Raw genomic sequence first — 12,189 nt, 5'->3', positions numbered from 1 at the left:
AATGTCAAGAATTGGTAAAGCAATTATAACAATTCCAGCTGGAGTTACTGTCACTGAAAATAACGGTGTTGTAACTGTAAAAGGGCCTAAAGGAGAGCTTTCTCAGGAACTTACAGCAGGAATTACTTTAGAACAGAAAGATGGCGAGCTTAACGTAAACAGACCATCTGATTCTAAACAACACAAAGCACTTCACGGTCTGTACAGAGCGTTGATCAACAACATGATCACTGGTGTTAATACAGGTTTCGAAAAGAAACTGGAACTAGTAGGGGTAGGATACAGAGCTTCACACACAGGTCAAAAACTTGAGTTAGCTTTAGGATTCTCTCACGGTATCGTATTGGAACTTCCAGGTGAAGTAAAAGTAGATACATTGACTGAAAAAGGTAAAAACCCAATTATTACTTTAACGTCTCACGACAACCAACTTCTAGGAATGGTAGCTGCAAAGATCCGTTCTTTCAGAAAGCCTGAGCCATACAAAGGAAAAGGTGTAAGATTCGTAGGAGAAATTGTTAGACGTAAAGCTGGTAAATCTGCTTAATAAATTATAAGTATTATGGCATTAAGTAAATTAGAAAAAAGAATAAGAATCAAAAGAAGAGTAAGAGGGAAAATCTCCGGTTCTTCTGAATTGCCAAGATTATCTGTATATAAAAGTAATAAGGAAATTTACGCTCAGTTAATCGATGATAAAAATGGTACAACTTTAGTTTCCGCTTCTTCAAGAGAAAAAGGTGTTGACGCTAATGGTACCAAGACTGAAGTTTCTGCTGCTGTAGGTAAAGCTATCGCTGCTAAAGCTATCGCTGCAGGAATCGAAAGTATTGTATTTGACAGAAACGGATTCGTGTACCACGGAAGAGTGAAAGCTCTTGCTGACGGTGCTAGAGAAGGTGGACTTAAATTCTAATCATAAAAATTTCGGAAAATATGTTAGGACTAGATAATATAGAAAGAGTAAAACCGGGAGGATTAGAATTAAAAGATCGTCTCGTAGCTGTTAACAGAGTAACAAAAGTAACCAAAGGAGGTAGAGCTTTCGGATTTTCTGCTATCGTAGTAGTAGGTAACGAAGACGGAGTAATCGGTCACGGTCTTGGAAAATCTAAAGAAGTAGCTTCTGCAATCGCTAAAGCTGTTGAAGATGCTAAGAAAAACCTTGTGAAGGTTCCTGTAATGAACCACACCATTCCTCACCAAACTACTGCCAGATACGGTGGTGCAGATATCTTCATGAGACCTGCTTCTCACGGTACAGGACTTATCGCCGGTGGTGCGGTAAGAGCGGTACTTGAGTCTGCTGGTATTCACGATATCCTTTCAAAATCTAAAGGATCTTCTAACCCTCACAACGTGGTGAAAGCTACTTTCAAGGCGTTATTAGATATCAGAAGACCTGAAGAGATCGCTAGAATGAGAGGAGTTTCTCTAAGTAAAGTGTTTAACGGTTAATATTAGAACAATGGCAACAATTAAAGTAAAACAAGTAAGAAGCGCTATTGGAAGAACAAAAACCCAAAAGAGAACGCTTGAAGCATTAGGATTTAAGAAACTTCACCAAGTTGTAGAGCACGAAGCTACACCTTCCATTTTAGGGATGATAGCTGCAGTTAGTCACTTACTTGAAGTTCAGAAATAATTAAAAATTCAAAGATTAAAAGATTAAAATTTTCTTTCTATCTTAGCCGGAATTTTTTAATCTTTAAATTATTTAATCTTTAAATCAATAAAAAAATGAATTTAAATAACATAAAACCTGCTGCAGGTTCTACTTTCAATTCAAAAAGAATTGGTAGAGGACAAGGTACAGGAAAAGGAGGTACTGCTACGAAAGGTCACAAAGGTCAGAAAGCTAGAGCTGGTTATTCTCAGAAAATCGGTTTCGAAGGTGGACAGATGCCTTTACAAAGAAGATTACCTAAATTTGGTTTCAAAAACGTAAACAGAAAAGAGTTTAGAGGAGTAAACCTTGATACTATCCAAACATTAATCGAGAATAAATCCATTACTGGAGATATCACGAAAGAAGTTTTAGTAGAAAACGGTTTAGTTTCTAAAAACGAATTAGTGAAAATTATGGGTAGAGGAGAATTGAAATCTGCGGTTTCAATCTCTGCTGACAAGTTCACTAAATCTGCTGAAGAGCTTATTGCTAAAGCAGGTGGAAAAGCAATTACTTTATAATACTTACTAATGAAAGAATTTATACAAACCCTTAAAAATATTTGGAGCCTAAAGGAATTAAGAGATAAAATTCTCTTTACGTTAGGTATTATCCTTGTGTATAGATTCGCATCTTATATCTCGCTTCCCGCAATTAACCTTGCAGAAGTGGGAGATCTCTTAGAGCATTATAAAAATCAAGGCGGTAACAAGCAAGGAGCAGGTCTCCTTGGCTTGCTTTCGTCGTTTACGGGGGGAGCTTTCAGCCACGCTTCCGTAATGGCGTTGGGGATCATGCCTTATATTTCTGCTTCTATTATTGTTCAGTTGATGGGAATGGCTATTCCTTATCTTCAGAAACTTCAGAAGGATGGAGAGTCAGGTAGAAATACATTGAATCAAATTACAAGATGGTTAACTATCGGAGTCTGTTTAGTACAGGCACCTTCTTATTTAACTTCTATTACTCAATTATTCTTACCATATGCTCAGTTCTCATCTGCATATTATGTAGAGCCGAATTCCATCATGTTCTGGCTTCCAAGTATTGTTATCCTGGTTGCCGGTTCAGTATTCGCAATGTGGTTGGGTGAGAAAATCACCGACAAAGGTATCGGGAACGGTATCTCTATCCTTATTATGGTGGGGATCCTTTCAAGATTACCTGAAGCATTCGTACAGGAAATGGCAGTGCAGAACGGAAAAGGAGGAATGGGATCTATCATGATCCTTATTGAAGTAATATTCTGGATGCTGGTAGTTCTTTTAGCTGTAGTATTATCTGTAGCTGTCAGAAAAATCCCTATTCAGTATGTAAGCAGAGCTCAAGCAAGAGGAGGTGTAAACAGAAATCTTATGCAGGGAGCAAGACAATGGATCCCATTGAAAGTAAATGCTGCTGGTGTAATGCCGATTATCTTTGCCCAGGCATTGATGTTCGTACCAGGATTATTAACGAAATTCGATGAGTCCAATACTTTTCTTGCAGGTTTCAAGAATGTTTTTAGCTGGCAGTACAACGTATTGTTCGCGCTATTAATTATTATCTTCTCATTTTTCTATACTGCAATTACAATTCCGGTAAACCAAATGGCTGATGATTTGAAGAGAAACGGAGGTTTAGTACCGAAAGTAAGACCCGGTAAAGAGACAGCTGATTATTTAGATGATATTTTGTCAAAAATTACCTTGCCAGGTGCAATATTTTTGTCTATCTTTGCAGTCCTTCCAGCAATAGTGCATGGAAGCTTTGTTCAGACAGATGCGTTTGCCCTATTTTTCGGGGGAACATCATTATTGATTATGGTGGGCGTAATTTTAGATACCGTTCAACAGATTAATACATATCTGCTGAACCATCATTATGATGGCTTAATGCAGTCTAAATTGTCAAGAACGACTGGATATTAATTTATGGCAAAACAAAAACATATTGAACAAGACGGCGTTATAACGGAAGCACTTTCGAACGCCCAGTTCCGTGTAGAGCTGGAGAATGGGCATATACTTATTGCTCATATTTCAGGTAAAATGAGAATGCATTATATTAAACTTTTACCTGGAGACAAGGTAAAACTAGAAATGTCTCCCTATGATTTAACCAAAGGGAGAATCACATTTAGATATTAAAAACAAACGCCAAATGGAATGTATGTTCCGTTTGGCTCTTGTTGAAAATAAATACTATCACAATGAAATCGCAAGATTCCATTGGTCAGTAAAAAAAATAAATATTTCAAATGAAAGTTAGAGCATCAATTAAAAAAAGAAGTGCTGATTGCAAGATCGTACGCAGAAAAGGTGTACTGTTCGTAATCAACAAGAAGAACCCAAAATTTAAACAAAGACAAGGCTAACATTAAATTATGGCGAGAATTGCAGGTATTGATTTACCAAAAAACAAAAGAGGTGTTATCGGTTTAACTTACATCTACGGAGTTGGAAGAAGTACTTCTTCCGAAATCCTTAAAGCTGCCGGTATCAGCGAAGACAAGAAAGTCAACGAATGGAATGACGATGAATTGGCTGCAATCAGAACATATATCTCTGAAAACGTAAAAGTAGAAGGAGAATTAAGATCTGAAGTGCAATTGAACATCAAGAGATTGATGGACATAGGATGCCAACGAGGAATACGTCACAGACTAGGACTACCTTTAAGAGGCCAGAGAACGAAAAACAACTCTAGAACCCGTAAAGGAAAGAGAAAAACTGTTGCTAACAAGAAAAAGGCAAGTAAATAATCGTTAGGAATTATGGCAAAACAAACTAAAGTAGTTAAAAAAAGAAAAGTAAAAGTTGAAGCTATTGGTGAAGCGCATATTCAGGCTTCTTTCAATAACATCATCATTTCTTTAACAAATAAAAACGGAGAAGTTATCTCTTGGGCTTCTGCCGGTAAAATGGGTTTCAGAGGTTCTAAAAAGAATACTCCATTTGCTGCTCAAATGGCAGCTGAAAATTGCTCTGCTGTAGCTCACGAAGCTGGATTAAGAAGAGTGAAGGTGTATGTGAAAGGTCCTGGTGCAGGTAGAGAATCTGCCATCAGAACTATCCACAATTCAGGAATTGAAGTTAGCGAAATCGTAGATGTGACTCCTATGCCACACAACGGTTGTAGACCACCAAAAAGAAGAAGAGTTTAATTTTTAGAATTTACCCATTATGGCAAGATATATTGGACCTAAAACTAAGATTGCTAGAAAGTTTGGTGCTGCAATCTACGGAGATGATAAAAACTTCGAGAAAAGAAAAAACCAACCGCCAGGACAACACGGTCCTAACAAAAGAAGAGGTGCTAAAAAATCAGAATATGCAATTCAGTTAGCTGAAAAACAAAAAGCTAAATATACTTATGGTATTTTAGAAAGACAGTTTGCTAACCTATTTGAAAAAGCACACAGAAGCAAAGGAGTAACCGGTGAAGTACTATTACAACTTTGCGAATCTAGATTGGATAATGTAGTATACAGATTAGGTTTTGCTAAAACAAGATCTGCTGCTAGACAACTTGTTTCTCACAGACACATCACTGTGAACGGAGAACTGGTAAACATTCCATCTTATTTGCTTAAAGCAGGTGATGTAATCGCTGTGAGAGAGAAGTCTAAATCTCTTGAAGTGGTTTCCAATGCATTAGCTTCTAAAGCAAATTATGAGTGGTTACAATTCAACGATGAGAAGAAAGAAGGTACTTTCGTTTCTGCTCCTGACAGAATCCAGATTCCGGAGGAAATCAAGGAACAGCTTATCGTCGAACTTTACTCTAAATAATTTTTTAATCAAATTTTTGCTCAACCCAATAATATGGCAATTTTACAATTCATAAAACCCGATAAAGTAATTTTACTTAACTCTGATGAATTTAAAGGTCAATTCGAATTCAGACCATTAGAACCAGGTTTCGGGCTTACAATCGGTAATGCTTTGAGAAGAGTGTTGCTTTCTTCTCTGGAAGGATATGCTATTTCATCTATCAAAATAGAAGGTGTAGAGCACGAATTTTCAACCATTCCAGGAGTAATCGAAGATGTTACCGAAATTATTCTTAACCTTAAGCAGGTAAGATTAAAAGCTTCAGCAGAAGGACAGGCCAACGAGCAGGTAGTTGCTAAAGTTTCGGGCCAGACGGTTATTACTGCTGGTGATTTAGGAAAATCTATCAACGGATTTGAGGTACTAAACCCGGATCTTTTGATCTGCAACCTAAATAGCGATGTAACTTTCGAAATTACTTTCAACATTGAAAAAGGAAGAGGGTATGTTCCTTCAGAACAGAATAAGTCAAACAATGCACCTGTGGGTACTATTGCTATTGACTCTATCTTCACGCCAATTAAGAAAGTACAATACAGCATTGAAAATTATCGTGTAGAGCAAAAAACAGACTACGAAAAACTTGTATTAGATATAGAAACTGATGGTTCCATCAGTCCTCAAAATGCTTTAACTGAAGCTTCCAAGATATTAATTTATCACTTCATGTTGTTCTCCGATGAGAGAATCACTCTTGAAACTGAAGCTGTAAAAGCATCTATCCAATATGATGAGGAAACTCTTCACACAAGACAATTACTTAAGTCTAAATTAGCAGATATGGATCTTTCCGTAAGAGCCCTTAACTGTCTGAAAGCAGCTGAAGTAGAAACTCTTGGAGAACTGGTTTCTTACAGTAAGTCTGATTTGATGAAATTCAGAAATTTTGGTAAAAAATCTTTGACAGAACTAGAAGAATTAGTGCATTCAAAAGGTCTTAACTTCGGTTTCGACGTTGCAAAATATAAGTTAGACGCTGATAAATAATTAATAATGAGACACGGTAAAAAATTCAATCACTTAGGAAGAACGGCTTCTCACAGAAGTGCTTTACTTTCTAATATGGCTTGTTCTCTAATTGAGCATAAAAGAATCAACACTACTGTAGCTAAAGCTAAAGCTTTAAGAGTATATGTTGAGCCTCTATTAACAAAAGCAAAAGAAGATACTACACACAACAGAAGAATAGTATTCTCTTACCTTCAAAATAAATTTGCGGTTGCTGAATTATTCAGAACTGTAGCTCCAAAAATCGCTGAAAGAAACGGTGGTTATACAAGAATCATCAAGACAGGATTCAGACCAGGTGATGCTGCTGATACTGCTCTTATCGAATTAGTAGATTTCAACGAGCTTTACAACCCGAATGCAGAGGAGAAAAAAGCTACAAGAAGAAGCAGAAGATCTACAACTGCTAAGAAAGCTGAAGCAGTAGTAGCTGAAGCTCCAAAAGCAGAAGAGAAAGTTGAAGAGCCGAAGGCTGCAGCAACTGACTCTGCTGAAGAGAAAACTGAAGAATAATATTCATTCAGATATAAATGAAAAGCCATCCAAAATCTGGATGGCTTTTTTATTATTTACAACTCCGGATTAAAACTTGGATCCCGAAGCAGGGAACCAGATTTAAATCTTCGTTCTCTTCAGTTCAATCACATTATTCCCCTGTTCCAGATGAAGGCTGTCTCCTTTTACCCTTGCGGTCATATCATCTTTTTTATAAATAATTTCACCATCTTTTGTTTCTGTTTTAGGCAATGTAAACGTTTTTTTATTGCTCGTAATGGCAACGTTACTTTCCTTAGGGTCATTTTTGAATACTACTTTTACCAATGATCCGTCTGTAGCTTTGTAAACAAAATCTGTTTTTTCCGTCTTCTGGCCATTCACTTCAGTAGTTGAGGAACTTTGGGTTACAGAATCAATTTTTCCATTATTATCTGTAATTACAGTTTCAGAACTGTCGGTTTTGATAATGTTTTTGTTTCCGCTTTCGCTTTTTTTGCAGCTTGTTAACAATAATGCCACAGCTGAAGTCGCAATTAAAAGGCTTTTTCTCATGATATTTATTTTTTAATGGATGGGATATAATTGTTGTTTTATTGTAACAAAAATTTAAGTAAATTAATAGAAACAAAAAACAAACCAATAACCCTGAACTCAAGCCCCTAAATTACACAAAAGTGTAATTGATTCCGTCTTGTTTTCTGCTGAAATTTGTATTAAACAAAAAACAATGAGCATTTCCATCGCCATAGTAGAAGACGAAAAGAACTACAACAATGCGTTGAAGAAAGTTATCAATTATCAGGATGACATGAAAGTAGCTGCCCAGTTCTTTGATGGGAACGAAGCCCTGAAAAACCTGCCTGATATTTCCCCGGATGTAGTGATGATGGATATTCAGCTGCAGGATATGCTGGGTATCGAAATTATTGAAAAACTCAGGAAAGAAATGCCTGCAACACAGTTCATCATGTGTACCAGCTTCGAAGATGACGAGAAAATATTCAATTCCTTAAAAGCAGGGGCTATGGGATATCTCATCAAAGGAGAAAGTATGGACAAGATTCTTTCTTCCATCCGTGATGTATACAATGGCGGAGCCCCTATGAGCCTTGCCATTGCCCGGAAAGTTTTGAGCCACTTCGAAAAAAAGCTTCCTGAAAAAGGTTTTGATGAACTCACCGAACGGGAAAAAGAAATCCTCGAACTTCTTTCACAGGGCCTTCTTTACAAAGAAATTGCCGATAAAAAGTTCATTAGTATTGATACCGTAAAAAAACATGTAGGAAACATCTACAGAAAGCTGCATGTCAGTAATAAAGTAGAGGCAATCAATAAATTTAACCATTTTAAAAACTAAGAAACATGAGAACAATTTTAAGAAAACAACTATTTTGGTGTTTAATTGTATTTTTATCAGTATTAAGCTGTAAAGATAAAGTAGAACCACCTCCTGTTCACGATGGAAGTGGTGTAACAGAAGCTGAAGCACACATACGTCCTGAATTTTTGTTTAGGATTACTGACGAAGAAGTTGAGCATGGTAAAGCAAACTTTAAGAGTGAAATAGGTGCCCAATCTGAAATAGGTAATACTAAACCTGAAATTAATTTAGATTATTCTGATTTTGAAAAAACTGTAAATCAAGATAAAAAAGCATATGCAAAGTTTTTCTTTCTTTTAAACACTGATAAATCTTTAAATTTAGGATTAGCAATATCGAATGACAGCTTGCAAAATAAAAAAGATATTTTTTATGTTTTGAAAGGAAATAAGTTCACATTAAATTCTGCTGAATTTGAGGCTCAAAAGATTGCATTTGATAGTTTCAAAAGTAAATTGGTTAATCCAGTCAGTAAAAATGATCCATGCGATATGATTCTTTACAAAGTTAATGATATTAATAATTACTTGAAACTTACAAAATTAATTTCAGGCTTCCCAGGATATACAATTCGTGATCTACAGTTTGATTATATTCTTTTTAAAGATTTTGTTAGAAAAGATGGAACTAAAGTAGATTATCTTAGAAACAGAGAATCCCGAATTTCATTTGCTGTAAAAACTAATTTTAATATAATTGATACGAAAAAGAGTTTGCTGAATGATATTGTTAATTTTTATTATGATGCAGGAGATTTAAAACCGTAAACGTATGCTAATAGGAATTATTTACAAGATCGTATTATTTTTTCCTTTAATAAAATCCTTTTATTTGGGTAGAAAATATTTTTTTTCTGCCCAAAATTATATTTTTATATATCTTTTAGTAACTTTTGCCAATGAATGCGTTGCGTTTATACGAAATCAAATCGATTCTAATGTTAAAGTAGGGCTTCAATACAATTTATATTTTATATTCTGTGTAGTATTTTTTTATTTTTTTTATTCTTTTGTATTTAAAAATGTTTTACAGAAAATTTCTTTATTATCAGCAATTTTATCATTAGGTTATATTTTTCTTTTCACAAATTTTTCTAATATTGATTTTGATAAGCGGATAGGGATATTAATTACATTATTTTACATCATTAACTCTATGTTATGGTTTTATCAGAAGATTTCTTTTTTTGACGAAAACAAAATGACGGACGATCCCGTTTTCTGGATTTCCACGGGGTTATTAATGTGGAGCTGTTTCTTTATTTTTAGGGTTACCCCAATGTTTTTCTTTGCTAAAAATGACAATGAATTTCTTGAATTTTTAAAGATTGGACAAAATATTATCAACATAGTAATGTATATTATGTTTTATATTTCATTAATAAAATATGAAAAGCAAATGAAACTATGACCCATATTCAGGATGATATAAAATTGGCTTACATTATTGCGATTTCAATAATGATGCTGTTTGTTTGCTTTATCGTTTTTGTGGTCCTTATGTACAATAAAAGACAGCTCCTTTATATCAAAGAACAACAGCTCAAAGAAGCCGAACACCAAAACCAGCTTCTTCAGAAAGAGCTCGAAAAACAAAAACTTTTAGAACAGGAACGCGAGAGAATTTCCCATGATATGCATGATGACCTTGGAGCAGGCATTTCAGCACTGAAACTTCAGGCAGAATTCTTAAAGCAAAAAGCAGAAGATGATGACCTGCAGAATGATATAGACGAACTTCTGAAAACCTCAGAAGAAATGAATCTTTCCATGCGCGAAATGCTCTGGAGCCTGAATTCAGGAAATGATACTATGGGAAGTTTTATAGATTACGCCATACAGTATACAGGTAACTTTTTAAAAAAAACAAAAATAAAATTGTGGCTGGAAAGCGAAGACATTATATCGGAAACTCCAATTTCTACAGAATTGAGACGGAATATGTTTCTATGCCTCAAAGAAGCTGTTAATAATGCTTATAAACATAGTCATGCAAATAAACTAAATCTTTCGTTTTCTCAGGAGGGAAATGTTTTTACAATGAAAATTTCCGATGACGGTGACGGAATTCCGGAAGGACATCCCGAAGGAAACGGTCTTCGGAATATGAAAAGAAGAATGGAGGAACAAAAAGGAGAGTGCTATATTTTAAAAGACGGACCCGGAACTCAGATTGTTTTTAAAACTACAATATAAAAGCTTGACACTATAAAAATTAATGGAAATATTTGCTGTAAATCGGAAGAAAAGAGATGGTTTAGCCAGGTAAAATGCCATTTAAATTGAAAATTAGACTATAATTCTCCAATGTGATAAAAAACATTGCAAAATTTTTATTTATTACCAAATATTAAAGCCCAGTTTTTTCATCAGGTTAGTTTTTTCATTAAATTTGTGATCAAGTATAATTATTAATAAAACAGCCTGAAGCTTTTGCAGAAGGTTTAAAACTAAACAATATGAGTGCAATTTCTTTCATAGAAGCAAGACAAATTTTGGATTCCAGAGGTAATCCTACCATTGAAGTAGATGTATTTACAGAAAGCGGAGCCATGGGGCGTGCTGCTGTTCCTTCAGGAGCATCTACGGGTGAACATGAAGCAGTGGAATTACGTGACGGTGGTTCAGATTATATGGGGAAAGGGGTCCTGAAAGCTGTTGAAAATGTAAAAGAAATAATTGCAGAAAACTTAATCGGGCAGCCGGTTTTTGAGCAGAACTTTATTGATCAGATTATGATCGATCTAGATGGAACTCCAAACAAGGGAAATCTTGGTGCTAATGCAATTTTGGGGGTTTCTTTAGCGGTAGCAAGAGCAGCTGCTGCTGAATTGGGAATGCCTTTATATAAATATGTAGGGGGTGTAAATGCCAACACACTTCCTGTTCCTATGATGAATGTAATCAATGGTGGATCACACTCTGATGCTCCTATTGCATTCCAGGAATTTATGATTATGCCGGTAAAAGCAGATTCTTTCTCTCATGCTTTGAGAAAAGGAACTGAAATTTTCCACAACCTTAAATCTATTCTTCATTCAAGAGGTCTTTCTACAGCAGTAGGAGACGAAGGAGGTTTTGCACCTACTTTTAAAGGAACTGAAGACGCTTTGGATACTTTACTTCAGGCTATTGAAAAAGCAGGTTACAAGCCAGGTGATGATATCATGTTAGCTCTTGACTGTGCAGCTTCAGAATTCTACAAAGATGGAATCTATGACTACAGAAAATTCCAGACTCCGGATGCAGCTCAGTTCTCCAGCAGCGAGCAGGTTTCTTACCTTGCTGAATTAGCGGCTAAATACCCAATCATCTCCATCGAAGACGGAATGCAGGAAAACGACTGGGAAGGATGGAAAATGCTTACGGATAAGATTGGTGACAGAGTACAGCTCGTAGGAGACGATTTATTCGTAACCAATGTTGAAAGACTTTCAAGAGGAGTAAAAGAAGGAATTGCGAACTCAATCCTTGTAAAAGTAAACCAGATCGGCTCTCTTTCCGAAACAATGGACGCTGTACAGATGGCTCAGAATAATAAGTTCACTTCAGTAATGTCTCACAGATCAGGAGAAACTGAAGACTCTACAATTGCTGACCTTGCAGTAGCAATGAACTGCGGACAGATCAAAACCGGATCCGCTTCAAGATCAGACAGAATGGCGAAGTATAACCAGTTGTTAAGAATTGAAGAAGCGTTGGGCGATACAGCTTTTTTCCCAGGTTTAGACGCATTTAAAATCAAAAGATAATTGAATTTATAAATAACGGCAAGCGATAATTTTTGTTTGCCGTATTTTGTAATAAGTAGTATATTTA

At 35.7% G+C, this 12,189-nt stretch carries 18 protein-coding genes; 17 read left to right on the top strand and 1 reads right to left on the bottom strand.

Annotated features, from left to right (window positions below):
- The first annotated feature begins 1 nt into the window (after position 1).
- The 13 genes from rplF to rplQ all read left to right on the top strand — a co-directional run bounded on the left by rplF (position 2) and on the right by rplQ (position 7,005).
- Positions 2-547 (top strand): 50S ribosomal protein L6, encoded by a 546-nt coding sequence (gene rplF, locus ACM40_RS01850; RefSeq protein WP_048501140.1) that lies wholly within the window; start codon positions 2-4, stop codon positions 545-547.
- 15 nt (positions 548-562) lie between these two features.
- A complete protein-coding gene (rplR, locus tag ACM40_RS01845) occupies positions 563-916 on the top strand; it encodes a 50S ribosomal protein L18 (protein WP_034725976.1) in 354 nt (117 codons plus the stop codon).
- A 20-nt stretch (positions 917-936) separates the two neighbouring features.
- Positions 937-1,458, top strand: a complete 522-nt coding sequence (gene rpsE / locus ACM40_RS01840; protein ID WP_048501139.1) for a 30S ribosomal protein S5 — start codon at positions 937-939, stop codon at positions 1,456-1,458.
- 10 nt (positions 1,459-1,468) lie between these two features.
- Entirely contained in the window at positions 1,469-1,645 is a 177-nt protein-coding gene (gene rpmD / locus ACM40_RS01835; protein WP_007839493.1) for a 50S ribosomal protein L30, read from the top strand.
- Positions 1,646-1,740: 95 nt separating this feature from the next.
- A complete protein-coding gene (gene rplO / locus ACM40_RS01830; RefSeq protein WP_040993538.1) occupies positions 1,741-2,190 on the top strand; it encodes a 50S ribosomal protein L15 in 450 nt (149 codons plus the stop codon).
- A 9-nt stretch (positions 2,191-2,199) separates the two neighbouring features.
- Positions 2,200-3,579: a preprotein translocase subunit SecY gene (gene secY, locus ACM40_RS01825; RefSeq protein WP_034725974.1), complete on the top strand. Its 1,380-nt coding sequence runs from the start codon at positions 2,200-2,202 to the stop codon at positions 3,577-3,579.
- Between the two features lie 3 nt (positions 3,580-3,582).
- Entirely contained in the window at positions 3,583-3,798 is a 216-nt protein-coding gene (infA, locus tag ACM40_RS01820) for a translation initiation factor IF-1 (protein ID WP_034684855.1), read from the top strand.
- A gap of 110 nt (positions 3,799-3,908) precedes the next feature.
- Positions 3,909-4,025: a 50S ribosomal protein L36 gene (gene rpmJ / locus ACM40_RS20195; protein ID WP_007839480.1), complete on the top strand. Its 117-nt coding sequence runs from the start codon at positions 3,909-3,911 to the stop codon at positions 4,023-4,025.
- Positions 4,026-4,034: 9 nt separating this feature from the next.
- The gene (gene rpsM / locus ACM40_RS01815) at positions 4,035-4,412 is read left to right on the top strand and encodes a 30S ribosomal protein S13 (RefSeq protein WP_002983260.1); all 378 of its coding nucleotides are present in this window, start codon (positions 4,035-4,037) and stop codon (positions 4,410-4,412) included.
- Between the two features lie 12 nt (positions 4,413-4,424).
- A complete protein-coding gene (rpsK, locus tag ACM40_RS01810; RefSeq protein ID WP_040993541.1) occupies positions 4,425-4,814 on the top strand; it encodes a 30S ribosomal protein S11 in 390 nt (129 codons plus the stop codon).
- Positions 4,815-4,833: 19 nt separating this feature from the next.
- A complete protein-coding gene (gene rpsD, locus ACM40_RS01805; protein ID WP_040993542.1) occupies positions 4,834-5,442 on the top strand; it encodes a 30S ribosomal protein S4 in 609 nt (202 codons plus the stop codon).
- Between the two features lie 33 nt (positions 5,443-5,475).
- Entirely contained in the window at positions 5,476-6,471 is a 996-nt protein-coding gene (locus ACM40_RS01800) for a DNA-directed RNA polymerase subunit alpha (protein WP_040993543.1), read from the top strand.
- 6 nt (positions 6,472-6,477) lie between these two features.
- Entirely contained in the window at positions 6,478-7,005 is a 528-nt protein-coding gene (rplQ, locus tag ACM40_RS01795) for a 50S ribosomal protein L17 (RefSeq protein WP_040993544.1), read from the top strand.
- A gap of 102 nt (positions 7,006-7,107) precedes the next feature.
- Here the strand turns inward: rplQ and ACM40_RS01790 are convergent, their stop codons facing one another.
- Positions 7,108-7,542, bottom strand: coding sequence for a hypothetical protein (locus ACM40_RS01790; RefSeq protein ID WP_048501138.1), 435 nt, complete (start codon positions 7,540-7,542; stop codon positions 7,108-7,110).
- A 175-nt stretch (positions 7,543-7,717) separates the two neighbouring features.
- Between ACM40_RS01790 and ACM40_RS01785 the strand changes: the two genes are divergently transcribed.
- From ACM40_RS01785 to eno, 4 genes are all read left to right on the top strand, one after another.
- Complete coding sequence (locus ACM40_RS01785) at positions 7,718-8,347, top strand: response regulator (RefSeq protein ID WP_048501137.1); 630 nt, start codon at positions 7,718-7,720, stop codon at positions 8,345-8,347.
- 5 nt (positions 8,348-8,352) lie between these two features.
- On the top strand, positions 8,353-9,138 hold the full coding sequence (locus tag ACM40_RS01780; protein ID WP_048501136.1) for a hypothetical protein: 786 nt from the start codon (positions 8,353-8,355) through the stop codon (positions 9,136-9,138).
- A gap of 639 nt (positions 9,139-9,777) precedes the next feature.
- The gene (locus ACM40_RS01770) at positions 9,778-10,566 is read left to right on the top strand and encodes a sensor histidine kinase (RefSeq protein WP_048501134.1); all 789 of its coding nucleotides are present in this window, start codon (positions 9,778-9,780) and stop codon (positions 10,564-10,566) included.
- A gap of 263 nt (positions 10,567-10,829) precedes the next feature.
- Positions 10,830-12,122 (top strand): phosphopyruvate hydratase, encoded by a 1,293-nt coding sequence (eno, locus tag ACM40_RS01765; RefSeq protein WP_040993554.1) that lies wholly within the window; start codon positions 10,830-10,832, stop codon positions 12,120-12,122.
- Positions 12,123-12,189 lie beyond the last annotated feature (67 nt).

Source organism: Chryseobacterium sp. BLS98 (assembly GCF_001045445.1).
Classification (GTDB): Bacteria; Bacteroidota; Bacteroidia; order Flavobacteriales; family Weeksellaceae; genus Chryseobacterium.
This window is presented reverse-complemented; position numbering and strand designations above follow the sequence as displayed.